The 19,452-nt window shown below is 56.3% G+C and carries 14 protein-coding genes and 1 riboswitch; of the genes, 4 read left to right on the forward strand and 10 right to left on the reverse strand.

Annotated features, from left to right (window positions below; all coding sequences use genetic code 11):
- Positions 1 to 252 precede the first annotated feature (252 nt).
- Both murI and btuB read right to left on the reverse strand, forming a co-directional pair.
- Positions 253 to 1,104, reverse strand: coding sequence for a glutamate racemase (gene murI / locus B4M48_RS15765; RefSeq protein WP_039381143.1), 852 nt, complete (start codon positions 1,102 to 1,104; stop codon positions 253 to 255).
- On the reverse strand, positions 1,049 to 2,914 hold the full coding sequence (gene btuB / locus B4M48_RS15770; RefSeq protein ID WP_071668628.1) for a TonB-dependent vitamin B12 receptor BtuB: 1,866 nt from the start codon (positions 2,912 to 2,914) through the stop codon (positions 1,049 to 1,051). Before btuB ends, murI begins: the two co-directional genes overlap by 56 nt.
- A gap of 69 nt (positions 2,915 to 2,983) precedes the next feature.
- Positions 2,984 to 3,163, reverse strand: a riboswitch (cobalamin riboswitch).
- A 113-nt stretch (positions 3,164 to 3,276) separates the two neighbouring features.
- Between btuB and trmA the strand changes: the two genes are divergently transcribed.
- Positions 3,277 to 4,380 (forward strand): tRNA (uridine(54)-C5)-methyltransferase TrmA, encoded by a 1,104-nt coding sequence (trmA, locus tag B4M48_RS15775; protein ID WP_039381148.1) that lies wholly within the window; start codon positions 3,277 to 3,279, stop codon positions 4,378 to 4,380.
- Positions 4,381 to 4,411: 31 nt separating this feature from the next.
- Here trmA and B4M48_RS15780 read toward each other — a convergent pair whose 3' ends face one another.
- Together B4M48_RS15780 and fabR are read right to left on the reverse strand one after the other, a co-directional pair.
- The gene (locus B4M48_RS15780; protein WP_039381151.1) at positions 4,412 to 4,768 is read right to left on the reverse strand and encodes a YijD family membrane protein; all 357 of its coding nucleotides are present in this window, start codon (positions 4,766 to 4,768) and stop codon (positions 4,412 to 4,414) included.
- Positions 4,769 to 4,786: 18 nt separating this feature from the next.
- Positions 4,787 to 5,431, reverse strand: a complete 645-nt coding sequence (fabR, locus tag B4M48_RS15785; protein ID WP_039381154.1) for an HTH-type transcriptional repressor FabR — start codon at positions 5,429 to 5,431, stop codon at positions 4,787 to 4,789.
- Positions 5,432 to 5,624: 193 nt separating this feature from the next.
- Here fabR and sthA point away from each other — a divergent pair, with 193 nt between their 5' ends.
- Entirely contained in the window at positions 5,625 to 7,025 is a 1,401-nt protein-coding gene (gene sthA, locus B4M48_RS15790) for a Si-specific NAD(P)(+) transhydrogenase (RefSeq protein ID WP_039381156.1), read from the forward strand.
- Here the strand turns inward: sthA and oxyR are convergent.
- The 5 genes from oxyR to argC form a co-directional block, all read right to left on the reverse strand.
- Positions 7,008 to 7,925, reverse strand: a complete 918-nt coding sequence (oxyR, locus tag B4M48_RS15795; protein ID WP_039381159.1) for a DNA-binding transcriptional regulator OxyR — start codon at positions 7,923 to 7,925, stop codon at positions 7,008 to 7,010. The genes sthA and oxyR overlap by 18 nt on opposite strands.
- Positions 7,926 to 8,273: 348 nt before the next feature.
- Positions 8,274 to 9,647 (reverse strand): argininosuccinate lyase, encoded by a 1,374-nt coding sequence (gene argH / locus B4M48_RS15800; RefSeq protein WP_288657201.1) that lies wholly within the window; start codon positions 9,645 to 9,647, stop codon positions 8,274 to 8,276.
- 68 nt (positions 9,648 to 9,715) lie between these two features.
- A complete protein-coding gene (locus B4M48_RS15805; RefSeq protein WP_039381164.1) occupies positions 9,716 to 10,933 on the reverse strand; it encodes an argininosuccinate synthase in 1,218 nt (405 codons plus the stop codon).
- Positions 10,934 to 10,947: 14 nt separating this feature from the next.
- Positions 10,948 to 11,724: an acetylglutamate kinase gene (argB, locus tag B4M48_RS15810; RefSeq protein ID WP_039381166.1), complete on the reverse strand. Its 777-nt coding sequence runs from the start codon at positions 11,722 to 11,724 to the stop codon at positions 10,948 to 10,950.
- Positions 11,725 to 11,742: 18 nt separating this feature from the next.
- Complete coding sequence (gene argC, locus B4M48_RS15815; RefSeq protein WP_250341325.1) at positions 11,743 to 12,747, reverse strand: N-acetyl-gamma-glutamyl-phosphate reductase; 1,005 nt, start codon at positions 12,745 to 12,747, stop codon at positions 11,743 to 11,745.
- Positions 12,748 to 12,911: 164 nt separating this feature from the next.
- Between argC and argE the strand changes: the two genes are divergently transcribed.
- Positions 12,912 to 14,060, forward strand: a complete 1,149-nt coding sequence (argE, locus tag B4M48_RS15820; RefSeq protein WP_039381171.1) for an acetylornithine deacetylase — start codon at positions 12,912 to 12,914, stop codon at positions 14,058 to 14,060.
- A gap of 249 nt (positions 14,061 to 14,309) precedes the next feature.
- Entirely contained in the window at positions 14,310 to 16,961 is a 2,652-nt protein-coding gene (ppc, locus tag B4M48_RS15825; protein WP_071668629.1) for a phosphoenolpyruvate carboxylase, read from the forward strand.
- A 57-nt stretch (positions 16,962 to 17,018) separates the two neighbouring features.
- Here the strand turns inward: ppc and B4M48_RS15830 are convergent, their stop codons facing one another.
- A complete protein-coding gene (locus B4M48_RS15830) occupies positions 17,019 to 19,451 on the reverse strand; it encodes a bifunctional aspartate kinase/homoserine dehydrogenase II (RefSeq protein ID WP_039381176.1) in 2,433 nt (810 codons plus the stop codon).
- Position 19,452: the final 1 nt, after the last annotated feature.

The raw sequence follows: 19,452 nt of genomic DNA on the forward strand, positions 1-19,452 counted from the left end.
CTGATAAATTGTTAAAGAGCAGTGCCGCGATTTCTCAAGCGGCGCGGGATGCGTATATTACGCTTTCCGCATTTTCAGTCAAGCATTTATTTTTGCTTTTCTGAAGGTTGCTGTAAAAGCCACCTGCTTAACGCGACGCTTCGTAAGCCGTTGTGCCGTGTCAGTGGAGGCGCATTATAGGGAGTTCTTCCGGGCTGACAAGTGCTAATTTTGAATTATTTTCTGAGTGTTGTTTTTTTCAGCTAAACCGCCTCAAACTGCCAGTTTTTCGAGCAGCGGAAAGCCATAACGCTGTAAAACGCCGGATAACTGTACCGCTTCTTCATCCATAGATGTGCAAAACGCGATGTTGCTGTCAGCAGAAGCCGCATCAGGCGCCTCGTGCTCAAGCAGCCAGACGGTACGCCTGGCTATAGCAGCACCGGAATCAACCAGCCGGGTTCCATCCGGCAGAACCTGCTGCAGTTCATCGCGCAGCAGTGGAAAGTGCGTGCAGCCCAGCACGACCGTATCCGGCGGCTCTTTCATACGTAACCAGGGTTGCACTGCCCGGCGAACATCATTCAGTGATACCGGTTCACCATGCAGCTTCGCCTCTGCCAGTTCCACCAGCTCAGCAGACCCCAGCATCTCAATGGTGCACTCCCGGGCAAACTGTTTCACCAGTTCATGGGTATAAGGACGCTTTACCGTTCCCCGCGTTGCCAGCAGCCCGACGACTCCGTTACGTGTCAGGCGAGCCGCCGGTTTAATTGCCGGCACCACGCCGACGACCGGAAACGCAAAGCGTTCGCGCAGTGCAGGTAAAGAGACGGTACTGGCCGAGTTACAGGCAATGATGACTAATGCGAGCGGAAAACGCTGCGTAATGGCCGTAACCACTGCCACTACGCGTTCAACAATGTACGTTTCCGTTTTCTCGCCATAGGGAAACCCTTCATTATCGAAAGCGTAGAGATAGTGCAGGTCCGGCAGCAGCTGCCGGACTTCATCATAGACGGAAAGCCCACCTACGCCGGAATCAAACACCAGCACGGTGGGACGGAGATCAGAAGCTGTAGCTGGCGCTAAGGTAGTATTCTCGTCCAGGGGTGCGATAGCCATAAACCGTCTCATAATCCTTATCCAACAGATTGGCAATTTTACCACGAACTGTCAGATGAGACGTGACCGGATACGCAGCTGAGAAATCAACCAGGCTATAACCCGGCATGCGACGCTGTGTTGCTGCGTACTGGTTGGTATTGTTGTTGTAGCTTTTACCAAAATATTGCCAGGCGAGATCAAAGTCGATATCCAGTGCGGTCCAGTCCAGCTGATACTTATATTGCTGGCGGGAACGGTGTGCCAGCACCTCATTATCGTCATCGCGGCGCGGATCGATATATTGCAGCGTGATACGGTGGGTAAAAATACCGGTATCTGCACTGCCGCTCCACTCCACGCCTTTAATCGTCGCTGACTGTACGTTGTAGTAGGTGCCAGTAAAGTTTTCGTCAGCTCTGTAGTCGATCAGGTTATTGATTTTATTCTGGTAAAGGTAGAGGTGCCATTCGACCGGACCGCTGAGTCCTTCGAGACCGGTTTCAATCTGATGTGACCTCTCAGCCCGGAGATCGGGATTGGATGCAATAAACAGACGGCTCTGCCCATACATCTGCCCCAGTGTAGGTGCCTGGAAAGCGGTGCCATACGAAAAGATGAGGCGATAATCGGGCATAAACGCCCATCCCGCCGCTGCCTGCCACGTGCCGTTCCAGCCAAACTGGTTGTTATCGTCACCGCGCAGCGCACCTTCCAGCGTAAGCGTATTGAACTGCTGCTGCGTAGTCAGATAGTAACCGGTGCTGTTACGCGTGTAGTTGTCAGCGCTGAACCGATCGCTGGACGCCAGTTTCTGCTGCTGCCAGTCGATGCCGGCGCTGAGTGTGCCATGCGCCATGGCAACACTGTTACCCCACTGCAGATTGCGCTGGCTCATATCATCCAGCGACGTGCCCGGACGATAGAGGCCGAGCGTACTGGCATAGTTGTAATCTTTATAGCGCTGGTAGCTGTAGCTCAGTTCCGAAGAGTAGCGCTCTTCACTGAACTTCATACCGCCTTCATAGGTATGATTATAAATCTGCCGTTTATCACTGCCGTCCTGATAGCCTGCATCATACGCACTATTATTGCCGTAGCCGTAGCCGCGAAAGAAGGCGGATAAACTGTCGCTGAAACGGTGATTCACACCGGCCCAGAATGTTTTACTGCGAAAGCCGTCCCGATCGCCATCCACTGCGTACGCCGACTGCGGCTGGATGTTATAGCCGCGCGTCGACTGAAAGGCCCCCGCTACGGTTACCAGCGTATCCTCGCCCACCTTGTGTCGCAGCGCCGCATCATACTCCTGATAGCGATTCGACCCGAGGCCCGCCGTTATCTGCCCGCCTGGCTCACTGTTCTCAGTAATGATGTTCACCACGCCGCCAATGGCATCGGCGCCGTAAACGGCGGAGCGTGGTCCGCGGATCAGCTCAATACGCTGAATCAACGCCAGCGGAATCTGGCTAAAGTCAGCGATCCCGGTGATCCCCGACTTCGCCAGCGGGATCCCGTCAATCAGCACCAGCGTATGACGCGCTTCCGCACCGCGGATATAGATGTAGCTGGTCTGGCCCGGACCACCGTTTTGCGCAATATCCACGCCCGGCAGGCGCCGCATGACATCCGTCAGCGATTTAGCCTGCCAGCGATCGATATCTTCCCGCGTGATCACCTCACCTGGTGCCAGCACGCTGCTGACCGGCTGCTGAAAACGGTTAGCGGTGACAAGTTGCGTATTATCATTTTGCCGGGCATAGCCAGAGCGCGCCCAGAGCGACAGCGCTGTTGCACTCAGGGCGAACAGCGAAGCAGACGTTATTTTCATTGTTATAGCATCCAAAGGATCGAGCCGGATGCCGCAGGCCTGAGATCGATAGCACGCGATGATCTCAGCGTTTGCGACGATACACCGGCAGGTCTTCGGGCTGAGAACCATAAATGGTGAAGACTTCCCATCCGTCAGGACAGTGTCTGCCTGGGCGATCACCACGACATTCTTTTACCGCTGCGCGTCAGCTCCAGATTTGCACTGGATTCCCTTTTAACTCAATGAGGCCGGCGGCCGCAGTCTACGGTTAAGCCCGCCGCCGATCCACCCCTCCCGCTTTCTGACGTTCGGTTAGGCTGGACATCAGCAGTTGAATGCCTACAATCGCCCGGCAAGCAGGCTTATTACCAGGATTGAAGATGACACCCGAACAGCTCCCGATTGACCAGTATGACGCGCAACTCGCTGAAAAAGTCAGCCGTTTACAGACGATGATGACCCCTTTCACCACGCCTGACGTGGAGGTGTTCCGATCGCCGGTCAGTCACTACCGTATGCGCGCAGAGTTTCGCATCTGGCACGACGGTGACGACCTCTATCACATCATCTTCGACCAGACGACCAAACAGCGCATTCGCGTGGACAGCTTTCCAGCCGCCAGCGAGCTGATTAATCAGATGATGCCCAGACTGATGGCAGCGATACGTGATAATCAGGTGCTGCGCTTTAAGCTGTTCCAGATAGATTATCTCTCCACGCTGAGCAACCAGATTGTGATCTCCCTGCTTTATCATCGCAAACTGGAAGAAGAGTGGCATGCCGCCGCCAGCACGCTGCGTGACCAGCTGCGCGCTGAAGGATTTGATGTGCAGCTGATTGGACGCGCGACCAAAACCAAAATCTGTCTGGATCGCGACTACGTGGATGAGCGTCTGCCGGTGGCGGGCAAAGAGCTGATTTACCGCCAGGTGGAAAACAGCTTTACCCAGCCTAATGCCGCCATGAACATTCAGATGCTGGAGTGGGCGCTGGATGTTACGCAGCAGTCGCGTGGCGACCTGCTGGAGCTTTACTGCGGTAACGGTAACTTTTCGCTGGCGCTGGCGCGCAATTTCCGCCGCGTACTGGCCACAGAGATAGCTAAACCCTCGGTGGCGTCGGCTCAGTACAATATCGCTGTGAATCAGATCGATAACGTACAGATTATTCGTATGGCAGCGGAAGAGTTTACCCAGGCCATGAACGGCGTGCGCAGCTTTAACCGGCTGGAAGGCATCGATCTCAGCAGCTATCAGTGCGAGACCATTTTTGTCGATCCGCCACGCAGCGGGCTGGATGATGAAACGGTAAAAATGGTGCAGGCGTATCCGCGTATTCTGTATATCTCCTGTAACCCGCAGACTCTGTGCGACAATCTGGCCGCGCTGTCAGGCACGCATCAGATTGAGCGACTGGCGCTGTTCGATCAGTTCCCGTACACCCACCATATGGAATGCGGCGTATTGCTGACGCGCAAAGCATAAAAAAACGGGAACCCGCAGGTTCCCGTTTTTTTTACTGCCGGCTTCTGGCGCGGCGGAAGCGCGTGCCAATCCAGAACACCAGTCCCGTCATCAGAATGACAGGAATGAAGTTCGAGCCGATATCCGGATATTCTGCGCGCACCATGGCGCTATAAACCAGAATGCCCAGCAGAAAAAATGCCGCGGCCAGTGACGGCATGCCGTCCGGCATATTGCGATTGAGATAACGCTGGTGCAGGCACCATGCTGACAGCCCAAGCGCTATCAGCGGAAAAATGGAAAACGGCACAAAGCTACTGAACAGCGCCGAAAAGGAGCCGTTGATTGCTAAACCAGTGATAAAAGAGAGTAATAACGTTCCTTTATCACGAGGATGCTGCTCAATCATTTCATTATCCTTATCACGTTATTTTTCAGGGATTTCCAGGGTCACGGCCAGCCGCTCTTGTTCCCGGCGATACCAGTAGTAGGCGCCTTTGGCGATCATACGCAGCTGCAGTACCAGCCGCTCTTCCAGCTTACGCCGCTGGTCAGAGTCGACATCCAGCGCTTCAGCGCCGGCGCTAAAAACAATGGTCACCATCGCCTCAGCCTGCGCTTCGGTAAAGCTGCGCGGCATACGGCTTTCCAGCTCAAGGTAGTCAGCCAGTTCTGCGATAAAATGCTGGATCTCACGTGCAACAGCAGCGCGGAAGGCGGCTGACGTGCCGGAACGTTCGCGCAGCAGAAGCCGAAACGCATTCGGGTTGTTGCCGATGAACTCCATAAAGGTTGCCACCGACGTTTTAATGATGCTGCCGCCTTTCGCGATACGCTGGCGCGCCTGGCGCATCAGCTGGCGCAGCATCAGCCCGCTCTCATCAACCATGGTCAGTCCAAGCTCATCCACATCGCGAAAGTGACGATAGAATGAGGTTGGGGCAATGCCGGCTTCACGTGCCACTTCGCGTAAACTCAGGCTGGCAAAACTCCTTTCTGCACTAAGCTGACTGAATGCAGCTTCAATCAGCGAACGTCTTGTACGTTCTTTTTGTTGCGCCCGAACGCCCATTTTTGCGGCCTTGTGAGTAATCAGGCGCTCACTATAACAAACTTTTCAGCGTACAGCCGGGCAAACTTTGTCACCGCCTGTTAACCTCACTGAATGTCAAACTTCTGCATTTTTCACTGTTAGAATTCAGATGTGCGCGGCGAGATGTTAGAATCTCGTTGTAAAAATGTATAGAAGAATAGGACGTACTGGTATGCAAAAGTCTTACGATTACGATGCCATTGTAATTGGCTCCGGTCCGGGCGGCGAAGGTGCGGCGATGGGGCTGGTCAAGCAGGGAGCGCGCATCGCAGTGATCGAACGCTACCACAACATTGGCGGCGGTTGTACACACTGGGGAACCATCCCTTCCAAAGCGCTGCGTCATGCCGTCAGCCGCATCATTGAATTCAATCAGAACCCGCTCTACAGCGATCATACCCGTCTTCTCCGCTCCTCGTTCGCTGATATCCTTAACCACACCGAAAATGTTATCAGTCAACAGACTGCCATGCGCCAGGGCTTTTATGAGCGTAACCGCTGTGAACTCTATCAGGGCGACGCGCATTTTGTTGATGCCAACACGATAGAGGTGGAGCAGCCTGATGGCACCCGCGAGCAGCTGACGGCAGAAAAATTTGTCATTGCCTGCGGCTCACGTCCCTATCACCCGGCCGACGTCGACTTTACACACCCGCGCATCTACGATTCCGACTCTATCCTGAACCTGCATCATGAACCGGGTCATGTGATCATCTATGGTGCCGGCGTGATTGGTTGCGAATACGCCTCTATCTTCCGCGGTCTTAACGTCAAGGTCGATCTCATTAACACCCGCGATCGTCTGCTGGCGTTCCTCGATCAGGAGATGTCCGACTCTCTCTCTTACCACTTCTGGAACAGCGGTGTGGTGATCCGTCACAACGAAGAGTTTGAGAAGATTGAAGGCGTCAGCGATGGCGTGATCATGCACCTGAAGTCCGGCAAAAAAGTCAAAGCGGATTGTCTGCTGTATGCGAACGGCCGCACCGGGAACACCGACTCGCTTTCGCTGGAGAACGTGGGTCTGGAAGCGGATGGACGCGGCCTGCTCAAAGTCAACAGTATGTATCAGACCGCGCAGCCACATATTTATGCCGTGGGTGATGTGATTGGCTATCCAAGCCTGGCTTCCGCCGCCTACGATCAGGGGCGTATTGCTGCTCAGGCGATCATCAAAGGTGAAGCGAGCGCGCATCTGATCGAAGATATTCCGACCGGTATCTACACCATTCCTGAAATCAGCTCGGTAGGAAAAACAGAGCAGCAGCTGACCGCGATGAAAGTGCCTTATGAAGTGGGTCGTGCGCAGTTTAAGCATCTGGCACGCGCGCAGATTGTTGGCATGCACGTCGGCAGCCTGAAAATCCTGTTTCACCGCGAGACAAAAGAGATTCTGGGGATCCACTGCTTTGGTGAGCGCGCAGCGGAGATCATTCACATCGGTCAGGCCATTATGGAGCAGAAAAACGGCGGTAACACGATTGAGTATTTCGTGAATACCACCTTTAACTACCCCACCATGGCTGAAGCCTATCGCGTGGCCGCGCTGAACGGATTAAACCGCCTGTTTTAACGCGGCGTCAAAATGGCCCTGCATATGGGTTTTGATTGCTTCTGCCAGCTGCTCATAGCGGCTGCGCAGAGGCGAACCTGGCCGGTAAACCAGCGCGATAGTGCGCTGCGGTACCGGTTTATAACAGGGCAGATAGCAGACACCATCGCGCACGCGCTCTTTAGGCACCGCCAGTGAAGGCAGTAGCGTAATGCCGCTGCCGGCCGCCACCATATTACGCAGCGTTTCCAGGCTGGTGGCGCGAAAATGGGTATCTTCGTCCGCACCCGCCTCAAAGCAGAAGCCCATCGCCTGGTCGCGCAGGCAGTGACCATCTTCCAGCATCAGCAGTTTTTCACCCGCCAGATCGGACATCGGCACGCGATCGCGATCGTGCCACGGGTGATCTTTGTAGATCGCCAGCTTCATGGGCTCATCAAACAGCGGCACTTCAATAAAGGCTTCACTCTCTTTAACCAGCGCCAGAATAGCGCAGTCAAGTTTCCCGCTGTCGAGCTGTGCCAGCAGCTGCTGAGTCTGTGCTTCATGCAGATACATCTCCAGCTTCGGGAAAGTCTGATGTAGCATAGGAATAATATTGGGCAGCAGATAGGGGCCGGTCGTGGGGATCAGTCCGATATGCAGCGGTCCGGACATCGCTTCACCCTGCTGGCTGGCCATCTCTTTCAGCACCTTAACCTCACGCAGTACGGTTCGCGCCTGATCAACCAGCAGTAATCCTGCCTGGGTGAACAGCACTTTACGGCTGGTACGTTCCAGCAGCATGACGCCCAGTTCATCTTCCAGCTTGCGGATCTGTCCGCTCAGAGTCGGCTGACTGACATGACAGGCATCAGCAGCGCGACGGAAATGGCGGTGTTCCGCAAGTGAAACCAGATACTCGAGATCGCGAATGTTCATTAATATCCTCCAAACCACGATAGCCCGTGGCGATAGATAGAATAGCAACGAACGATTGGCCCTATCAAGCTATGCACGGGAATAATAGCGCTCACTGATTTAAGCCCATGCATTTGTAGAGAAATTTATTTATTTGCTGAACATGTGCCGGGGCTGAACGCTTTTACAAAAAACGCTTTTTACGCAGCAAATCTGTTTTGCTGAACCCAATCACTGTGCTGGCGGGGAGTGCCGGTACGCTGATGATGTGCCTATAAAAATATGCAATTCCGAAGCCAGAGGTTGGCGGGCTTTTTATAAAGCCCGCTTTTTTTATGGCATATCAAACCGGCCAGCGTCCGGGAGCGGCTATTGCAGACGCGCCTGTGCTTCGCGAATCGCCTGGGCTACCTGCTGCGGCGCAACACCACCGCGCGCGTTACGCTTGTCGAGGCAGGACTGCAGCGAAAGCACCGGATAGACATCCTCTTCGATGACGTCACTGAACTGCTTCAGCTGAGCCAGACTCAGCGCTTCCAGCGCCACACCCTGCTGGATAGCCGCGACGACCGCTTCTCCCACAATATGATGCGCCTCGCGGAACGGCACGCCTTTCGCGACCAGATAGTCTGCCAGCTCAGTGGCATTGGCGTAGCCCTGTTCAGCCGCTTCCTGACAACGCGGACGTTTAACCTGAATACCATCCAGAACCAGCACTGACATATGCAGACAGTCGAGCCAGGTATCCAGCGCGTCAAACAGCCCTTCTTTATCTTCCTGCATATCTTTGTTGTAGGCCAGCGGCAGGCCTTTCAGCGTCATCATCATGCCGGTCAGTGCGCCCTGGACACGGCCGCATTTACCGCGAATCAGCTCCAGCGCATCCGGATTTTTCTTCTGCGGCATCAGCGATGAACCTGAGGTGACTTTATCAGACAGCTCGACGAAGCCCGCCTCGCCCGTGTTAAAGAAAATCAGGTCTTCTGCAAAGCGCGACAGATGCACCATGCCAATTGACGCGTCGGAGAGCAGCTCCAGCACATGATCTCGATCGGATACGGTATCCAGGCTGTTACGCGTTGCCGAAGCAAAACCGAGCCAGCCTGCCAGCTGCTCGCGGTCAATCTCATAAGCGGTACCGGCCAGCGCACCACAGCCCAGCGGGCTGACATCCAGCCGCTTCAGCGTATCCTGCAGACGGCTCTCATCGCGCGCCAGCATTTCGGTATACGCCAGACACCAGTGGGCGAATGTAACCGGCTGCGCGCGCTGCAGATGCGTATAGCCCGGCATGACGGCATCCTGATTCGCTTCTGCCGTCGCCACCAGCGCGCTCTGCAGCTGACGCGTCGCGTCCAGCAGCAGGGCAACCTGCTCTTTGCACCAGAGCTTCAGATCGGTGGCAACCTGATCGTTACGGCTGCGTCCGGTATGCAGCTTTTTACCCAGCGCCCCGACCTTATCGATCAGCTTGCCCTCGACCCAGCTGTGAATATCTTCTGCATCGCTTTCCAGGATCTGTGACGGATTCGCGCGTACGTTCGCCAGCAGCTCGTTCAGCGCCGCTTCAAGCTGCTGCTGTTCCGTTGAGGTTAAAACGTTCACGGTTACCAGCGCTTTTGACCACGCCACAGAGCCGGTAATGTCCTGCTCCGCCAGGCGGTAATCAAAACGCAGTGAATCATTAAACTGTTTAAACCGCTGGTCTGCTGCCTGCGAGAACCGTCCGCCCCAAAGTGCCATCTGCTTGCTCCTGAAATCGTGTTGAAAAAGGCGGCCTGAGCCGCCCTTATATAACTGCTGCCGCGTGCTTACTTCTTCTGCTCGTTCAGCGCACGAATGCGCGAAGAGAGGGAGAACAGGCGAATAAAGCCGCCCGCGTGACGATGGTCATACACCTCATCTTCACCAAAGGTGGCGAACTCTTCTGAGTAGAGGCTGTTAGCCGATTTCTTCTGAATCGCCGTAGCCTGACCTTTGTAAAGCTGCAGAACCACTTCGCCGTTGACCTCTTCAGCCAGCGATGCCGCCGCCGCCTGAATAGACTGGCGCAGCGGCGCGAACCAGCGACCATCGTAAACCACGTAAGACATCTCCTGGCCCAGCTGCTCACGCCATTTGAAGCTGTCGCGATCCAGAACCAGCTGCTCAACCGCACGCAGCGCATTTACCATGATGGTACCGCCAGGGGTTTCATAGCAGCCGCGTGATTTGATGCCAACCAGACGGTTTTCCACGATATCGATCCGGCCAACGCCATGTTTAGCACCCAGTACGTTCAGTTTTTCCAGGCACTGGAACGGGCTCAGCTGCTCGCCGTTTACGGCAACCACGCAGCCTTTTTCAACGGTCACGGTGACATTTTCCGGCTGGTCCGGCGCTTCAAGCGGATCCACGGTCCATACCCAGCAATCTTTATTCGGTGCATTCCACGGACTTTCCAGCACGCCACCTTCGGTGGAGATATGCCACGCGTTCTCATCGCGGCTGTAGATCTTCTCCAGCGACGCGGTCGTCGGGATATTGCGCTCTTTCAGATAGTCGAGCAGCGCCTCACGCGAACGCAGATCCCACTCGCGCCATGGCGCAACAACTTTAAGCTGTGGTGCCAGCGCGGTATAGGTGGTTTCGAAACGCACCTGGTCGTTGCCTTTACCGGTTGCGCCGTGGCACAGCGCGTCAGCACCCACTTTCAGCGCCAGTTCAACCTGCGCTTTAGCAATGATAGGACGCGCCATTGACGTGCCCAGCAGATAGGTGCCTTCATACAGGGCACCGGTCTGCAGCACCGGATAGACGTAATCGCTGATGAACTCTTCACGCAGATCCACTACGTGACATTCAGATGCGCCCGACTGCAGCGCTTTTTTCTCAACGCCTTCCAGGTCGGCCGGGTCCTGACCAATATTGGCGACAAACGCCACAACTTCGCAGCCACCGTAATTCTCTTTCAGCCATGGAATGATGGCTGAGGTATCGAGGCCGCCTGAGTAGGCCAGAACGATTTTTTTAATGTTTTGCGTGCTCATGTCTTAATCCTTGATTATGCGAGAATCCGGGTGCCAATCGACACGCCGTTGAAAAGGTCGGGCAGCTGCTCAGCATGGCGCCAGCTGGCGATATCGACCGGACGGCCCAGCGTGCGTGCCGCATCCAGCGCAGCGTTGACTTTAACAATCATACCGTCGGTAATAATGCCCTGCGCAATCAGCTGTTCCGCTTTCGCTGCGGTCATTTCAGCGATGCGCTGGCCTTTGCCGTCGAGAATGCCGCTGACGTCAGAGAGCAGCACCAGATCGGCTCCGATAGTGGCTGCCAGCGCCGTCGCTGCCTGATCGGCATTCACATTCATCAGCGCTCCGCCGGCAGTGATGCCAATTGAGCTGATAACCGGCATATAGCCTGCATTAAGCAGCGTATTCAGCAGCGCAGGGTTGCCCGGCGTGGCCTGCCCGACATGCCCCAGCTCTTCGTCAAACTGCGCGACGCTGACCAGTCCGGCATCGCCCAGACACAGCCCGACAGCATTAATGCCGTAACGGGTTGCCCACGCCAGCAGCGTTTTATTCGCAGTGCCCGCCAGCGCGCCGGTAATAATGTCGATTTGATCGGCGGGTGTAACGCGCAGGCCATCTTTCTTTTTCACCGGCAGCGCGAGCTTTTTCATCAGTTCGTCGACCAGACAGCCGCCGCCGTGCACAATCACCAGCGGACGCTGATGTTCATTACGATACGCCAGCAGCGCATCAAACAGCCGGGCCAGTGCTTCTTCGCTATCCAGCAGTACGCCGCCCAGTTTAATGATCAGTGGATTGCTCATGATTACGTTATCCGTCCGTTAAATCAGAGAGAGTGTTTCAGGGAAACCGAAACGAATATTCAGACACTGAATCGCCTGTGATGACGCGCCTTTCAGCAGGTTATCTTCTGCCGCAACCACAATCAGATGCTCATCCTGTACGGCAAAACCGATATCGCAGAACGGCAGGCCCACTACCGCTTTCAGCGCCGGTACGCCGTTGTCATAGAGGCGCACCAGCGGCTTGTCGTGATAGGCCGCATAAAACGCATCGGTCACATCCTGCTGCGTAATGCCCGCTTTCAGACGGCAGGTGATGGTTGCGAGAATACCGCGGGGAAAATTACCCAGATGCGGGGTAAAAATAACCGGCGCGCCAAGATGGGCAACTATTTCCGGATGATGACGGTGGTTAAACAGGCCGTAGGGCTGCAGGCTCACTTCGCAAAAGCTGGTCGCGACGCTGGCTTTACGCCCGGCTCCGCTGACGCCGCTGGTGGCATTGATTACCGGCCACTGCGCGTCATTCAGCAGATCCGCTTTGAGCAGCGGCTTCAGCGCCAGCTGCGCTGCGGTGGGATAGCACCCAGGCACGGCCACCAGCTGGGCCTCTTTAATACGTTCGTGATTCCATTCGGCCAGACCATATACCGCGTTATCCAGCCACGCCTGATGCTGATGACTGAAGCCATAATAGCGGGTGTAGAACGCCTCATCGTTGACCCGGAAGGCGCCTGAGAGATCGAAGACCACGCAGCCTGCTTTCAGAAATTCAGGTGCCAGATCGTGGCTGACTTCATGCGCCGTCGCGAGGAACACCACATCTACTTTCTCTGCCCACGCCGCCGGATCGCTCAGCGGCTGCAGCGGCAGATCCACGATACCTTTCAGCTGCGGATGGAGATCGGAGAGCAATTTTCCGGTATCCGGGCTTTGCGCTGAAACCGCTAAAGCGGTTATGTTCATATGCGGATGGCGATTCAGGTAAGTGGCAAGCTCTACGCCAGCATAACCACTGGCACCAACGATCAGCGTATTCAACATCAGGCTGTATACCTTTTTACAGTCAACGTATCGGGTCGCGGCCGTGCCCCGTTGCCCACGATGCCGTTTGCACTTTTTCAGTTCACATGCAGACGACGTTAATGTATTTTTATTCACTATTAGTGCATGAATATTGATACATCCTAACCTAAGGACCGTCAACAGTGAAGTCAAAAATTCCACCTTTTATCGAACTCTACCGCCAGTTGATCGCCTCACCGTCAATCAGCGCAACCGACAGCGCGCTTGACCAGAGCAACGAAAGTTTAATCAATTTGCTGGCGGGCTGGTTCCGCGATCTGGGCTTCAGCGTTGAAGTTCAGCCGGTGCCGGGCACGCGACATAAGTTCAACCTGCTGGCGCGCAGCGGTGAAGGCGCAGGCGGACTGCTGCTGGCGGGTCATACTGACACCGTACCCTTTGATGACGGACGCTGGACACGCGATCCGTTTGTCCTGACTGAACATGACAATAAACTTTACGGGCTGGGCACGGCAGATATGAAAGGCTTCTTCGCCTTTATTCTCGATGCGCTGCGCGATGTTGACGTCACTACGCTTAAAAAACCGCTCTATGTGCTGGCGACCGCTGACGAAGAGACCACGATGGCAGGTGCCAAATATTTCTCTGAGTCAGCCCGGCTGCGCCCCGACTGCGCCATTATCGGTGAGCCTACCTCGCTCAAACCGGTGCGCGCCCACAAAGGCCACCTTTCACACGCTATCCGCATTGAGGGCCAGTCAGGCCACTCCAGCGATCCGGCGCGCGGCGTAAATGCGATTGAGCTGATGCACGCCTCTATTACAGAACTGATGAAGCTGCGCCATACCCTGAAAGAGCGCTATCACCATGATGGCTTTGCCATTCCTTATCCGACTATGAACTTTGGTCATATTCATGGTGGTGACGCGGCTAACCGCATCTGCGCCTGTTGCGAACTGCATATGGATATCCGGCCACTGCCGGGCCTGAGCCTGAACGATCTGGATGGCTTGCTGAATGAAGCGCTGGCACCGGTGAGCGCCCGCTGGCCTGGCCGCCTGACCGTAGGCGAACTGCATCCGCCTATTCCGGGTTATGAGTGTCCGGCCGATCATGAACTGGTTACGGTGGTGGAGAAGCTGCTGGGCGTGCCGACGGAAGTGGTCAACTACTGTACCGAAGCGCCTTTTATTCAGCAGATCTGCCCGACGCTGGTGCTGGGACCAGGTTCAATCGAGCAGGCGCATCAGCCGGATGAATTTATCGATACCGCATTTATTAAGCCAACTCACGCCCTGATCACGCAGGTTGTGCAGCATTTTTGTCACTGATAGATAATCTGCGGGGCATTTCACTGTTTAATCAGCAAAATGCCCCGTCATTATCTGGTGTTTGCTGATAAGAATAACTTATCTCTCTCTATCCCCGATAAAACTTATCACTTTCCGCACGTTAGCTGCCTGTTTTCGTCAGTTCAGGCTAATTGACGGAGTTCACAAATCGTGGCTAGATAAAAGATGATGTTATACCCGCTGGTTGGGTCCAGAGGGGTTAAAAGACGATAAGGGTGTCAGGGTCAAATGAACGAACAATATTCCGCAATGCGAAGTAATGTCAGTATGCTCGGCAAACTGCTCGGGGATACGATAAAGGATGCACTGGGAGAGAACATTCTCGATCGGGTGGAAACCATCCGCAAACTCTCTAAGTCATCCCGTGCAGGCAATGACTCTCATCGCCGGGAGCTGCTGTCAACGTTGCAGAACCTTTCTAACGATGAGCTGCTGCCGGTGGCCCGCGCCTTTAGTCAGTTTCTTAACCTTACTAACGTGGCTGAACAGTATCAGACCATTTCACGCAGCGGCGATGGCGCTAACCATCCGGAGCTGCTGAAAAAGACGTTTGAGCGCCTGAAGCAGCATAGCGATCTCAGCGAAATGGCTATCCGTCAGGCGATTGAAGAGCTGTCGCTGGAGCTGGTCCTGACCGCACACCCGACTGAAATTACCCGCCGCACCCTGATCCACAAGCTCGGCGAAGTGAACAGCTGCCTGGAGCAGCTCGACCACGCTGATATTACCGACTATGAGCGCAATCAGGTGATGCGCCGTCTGCGCCAGCTGGTAGCCCAGGCGTGGCATACGGATGAGATCCGTAAATATCGCCCTACCCCGGTCGATGAAGCGAAATGGGGCTTCGCTGTCGTGGAAAATAGCCTGTGGGAGGGCGTGCCCGCGTTTCTGCGTGAACTGAATGAGCAGGTTGAAGAGACGTTTGGCATTCAGCTGCCGGTGGATTTTGTGCCGATTAAATTCACTTCGTGGATGGGCGGCGATCGTGACGGCAACCCGAACGTGACCGCACCTATTACCCGCCACGTCATGCAGCTGAGCCGCTGGAAAGCAGCCGACCTCTTCCTGCGCGATGTAGGGGTGCTGATCTCTGAGCTGTCGATGTCAGAATGCAGCGACGAAGTACGCGTAATGTGCGGCGATCCGGACGCAATTGAACCTTACCGCATGATCCTGAAACGCATGCGCAGCCAGCTGATGAACACGCAGGCATATCTGGAGCAGCGCCTGAAAGGCGAACGCCTGCCGCGCCCGACCGATCTGCTGGTCTCCAATGAGCAGCTCTGGCAGCCGCTGTTTGCTATTTATCAGTCGCTGCAGCAGTGTGGTATGAGCATTATCGCTAATGGCCAGCTGCTGGACACGCTGCGCCGGGTAAAATGCTTTGGCGTTCCGCTGGTGCGCATCGACATCCGCCAGGAGAGCACCCGTCATACCGAAGCGATTGCGGAAGTTACGCGCTATCTCGGCCTCGGCGACTACGAAAGCTGGTCAGAAGCGGACAAACAGGCGTTTCTGATCCGCGAACTCAATTCAAAACGTCCGCTGCTGCCGCGCCAGTGGGAGCCGGGCGACAACACGCGCGAAGTGCTGGAAACCTGTAAAGTCGCCGCCGAAGCGCCGCAGGGTTCCATCGCGGCCTACGTGATCTCTATGGCGAAAACGCCTTCTGACGTGCTGGCGGTTCATCTGCTGCTGAAAGAGGCGGGCATTCCGTACGCTATGCCGGTCGCGCCACTGTTTGAAACGCTGGATGACCTGAACAACGCCAATGATGTTATGACGCAGCTGCTGAATATCGACTGGTATCGCGGCTTTATCAACGGCAAACAGATGGTAATGATTGGCTATTCCGACTCGGCAAAAGATGCCGGCGTGATGGCGGCCAGCTGGGCACAGTATCAGGCGCAGGACGCGCTGATTAAAACCTGTGAAAAAGCGGGCATTACCCTGACGCTGTTCCACGGGCGAGGCGGCTCCATTGGCCGTGGCGGCGCGCCTGCGCACGCTGCACTGCTCTCTCAGCCGCCGGGCAGTCTTAAAGGTGGCCTGCGCGTGACAGAACAGGGCGAAATGATCCGCTTTAAATATGGCTTGCCGGAAGTCACCATCGCCAGCCTCTCGCTCTATACCGGGGCCATTCTGGAAGCGAACCTGATGCCGCCGCCGGAGCCTGAACAGGAGTGGCGGGAGATCATGAACGGCCTTTCTGCGCACTCCTGCGCCATGTATCGCGGCTACGTCCGTGAAAATGCTGACTTTGTTCCCTACTTCCGCTCTGCCACACCGGAGCAGGAGCTGGGCAAACTGCCGCTGGGCTCACGTCCGGCTAAACGTCGTCCGACCGGTGGCGTTGAATCCCTGCGCGCCATTCCGTGGATTTTTGCCTGGACGCAAAACCGTCTGATGCTGCCAGCCTGGCTCGGCGCCGGCGCGGCGCTGCAGAAAGCGATGGATGAAGGTCATCAGGATCAGCTGGAAACGATGTGCCGCGACTGGCCGTTCTTCTCAACCCGCCTCGGGATGCTGGAGATGGTCTTCTCCAAAGCTGACCTGTGGCTGGCCGAGTATTACGATCAGCGCCTGGTTGATAAAGCGCTCTGGCCGCTGGGTAAACAGCTGCGCGACCAGCTGGAAGCGGATATTAAAGCGGTGCTGACCATTGCAAATGATGCGCATCTGATGGCGGATCAGCCGTGGATTGCCGAATCCATTGCGCTGCGCAACGTGTATACCGATCCCCTGAACGTGCTGCAGGCAGAGCTGCTGCTGCGCGCCCGTGCGCAGGAAGTACGCGGTGACGAACCGGACGCGCGGGTTGAGCAGGCGCTGATGGTAACCATCGCCGGCGTGGCCGCCGGCATGCGCAACACCGGTTAGCCGATACAAAAAAAGGAGCCTCAGGCTCCTTTTTTATTCTCTCTGCAGCAGTCCGGATTAAAGCAGCTGGGCGAGACGGTTCAGATCCGACTGCAACGCACCAGCGGTAACATCACGTCCGGCACCGGGTCCGCGGATCACCAGCGGATTATCGCGGTACCAGCGGCTCTCAATGGCAAAGACGTTATCGCACGGCAGCAGCGCTGCCAGCGGATGTTCAGGCCGCACCGCTTCCACGCCGACGCGGGCTTTACCGCTGGCATCAAAGCGCGCCACATAACGCAGCACCAGGCCCAGCTCCTGCGCCGCTTCGTAGCGCTGCAGCATCTGGTTATTCAGCTCGTCTGCGTTTTCAAAAAAGTGATCAACCGATTCCGCCTCACAGTCGACTGGTACCAGCGACTCTACCCGCACCTGATCCGGCTCGATATCGTAGCCCGCCTCACGCGCCAGGATCACCAGCTTGCGCTTCACATCCTGCCCGGAGAGATCGACGCGCGGATCGGGTTCAGTCAGCCCCTGCTGCCACGCCTGATCCACCAGCTCGCTGAAGGGAACGCTGCCGTCAAACTGCAAAAACAGCCACGACAGCGTGCCGGAGAAAATTCCGCTGATGGAGAGTATTGAGTCGCCACTTTCGCGCAGGTCGCGTACCGTGTGGTTAACCGGCAAACCGGCACCGACCGTCGCGTTATAAAGCCAGTGGCGCCCGGTTTTGGCGAAGGCATCGCGGATCTGACGCCAGCTCTGGCTGTCTGATGCGCCAGCCACTTTATTTGCGCTGATCACGTGAAAACCGTGACTGGCAAAATCGAGATACTGCTGCGCCAGCGGCGCGCTGGCGGTTACGTCAAGCACCACCAGGTCATCAAACGGATGCGCGCGCATCCACAGAAACAGCGACTCCTCATCCAGCGCCTGCGCTTCATCGTCGAAAAAAGCCAGCGTGCGGCTGGCATCCAGCCCTTCGTAACTCAGCAGGCTGCGACGACTGTCAGCCACGCCAGCCAGCACAAACTCAAAGCCGGTACGGGCGGAGAGCGTTTCCTGCTCGCGGGCGAACAGCTCCAGCCAGCGCGCGCCGATATTGCCCTTTCCGAACAGCATCAGGCCGATACGTTTTTCTGCGCGAAACAGCGACTGATGCAGTCCCTGAATCAGATGGCGGGTCGGTCCTGTGCGCAGCACCGCGACCAGGCTGATATGCTCTTCTGACTGCCAGACAAACTCAACCGGCTGATCTTTAATCTGCTGCCAGAAACGGTGGCTGTGCAGCGGATTGCGCGTTACGCCAGCTCCCACCAGCGCCACCAGCGCCATGCCATCGCGCAGCTGCAGATGGCCCGGCAGCGCCGCATCCTGCAGCAGCGTAAAGGCACTGTTAACCACTTCTGCGGTATAGCAGAGCTGCAGCAGGCGACGATCGGGATGCAGGCCGCTTGCCAGCGGACGCAGCTGGGCGCGCTTCAGCAGCTGATCGATCTCTTTTTGCTGCGTAGCAAAATCGTGACCTTCAGCAAGCTGGATCTCCACCAGACAGACATCGTCGTGACTGGTGACAATACGCGCGCCGGTGCCGGAGGCCAGCACGCGCTCAATACGGGTTGAACCCTGCTCAGGCTGATAGCTGCAGCGCAGCTGTAAATCGATATCGCTGCTGGAGACCGGCTGCAGCGTACGGGTATGGAGTACCGGCGCCGCCAGTCGCGCCAGCTCGCTGGCTTCATCCAGCCGCAGCAGCGGCAGCAGGCAGGCATCGGAAACTTTGCGTGGATCGGCGCTATAGACGCCAGCCACATCGCTCCAGATGGTCACGCGCCCCGCACCCGCGAGCGCCCCGATCTGGGTAGCGGAATAGTCAGAACCGTTGCGCCCCAGCAGCACGGTTTCACCTGCCTCATTACGACTGATAAAACCGGTGACGACCAGACGCTTATGCGGATGCTGCGCCAGCAGCGCCTGCAGCAGCGGCCAGGATTTTCCCTCATCCACCTGCGGCTGAGCCGCGCGCTCCGCCCGCAGAAAATCACGTGCGTCCAGCCAGGCGGCGTCAACATCGCGCTGACTCAGTACCGCAGCCATCAGCCGCGCCGACCAGATTTCGCCATGCCCGACCACTTCTGCATATACCGCTTCAGTTATCGCGCCATCCAGTAGCGCCGCAAGACGCTCCAGATCGCGGATAAAAAGGGTAGTCAGCCGGTCGGCCGCCTCCGCTGGCAGCAGCGCAGCAATCAGCTCGCTGTGGTAGCGGCGAAGCGTCTGCTGCACCTGGTGCGCCGAGAGGCGATCGCTCTGGCTCAGCTTCAGCCAGCCGATCAGCTGATTCGTGGTGCTGCCTGCGGCAGAGACCACCATGAGATCGCCTGGCTGACTGTAATCAGCCATAATGGCCGCTACGCGCTGGTAGCAGCTGGCATCCGCCAGGCTGCTGCCACCAAATTTATGCAGCTGCTTCGTCGGCGTTCCCGCGCCTGCTGTACTGGTCATG

The sequence above is a fragment of the Pantoea sp. UBA6567 genome, from assembly GCF_002434165.1.
Classification (GTDB): Bacteria; Pseudomonadota; Gammaproteobacteria; order Enterobacterales; family Enterobacteriaceae; genus Pantoea; species Pantoea eucrina.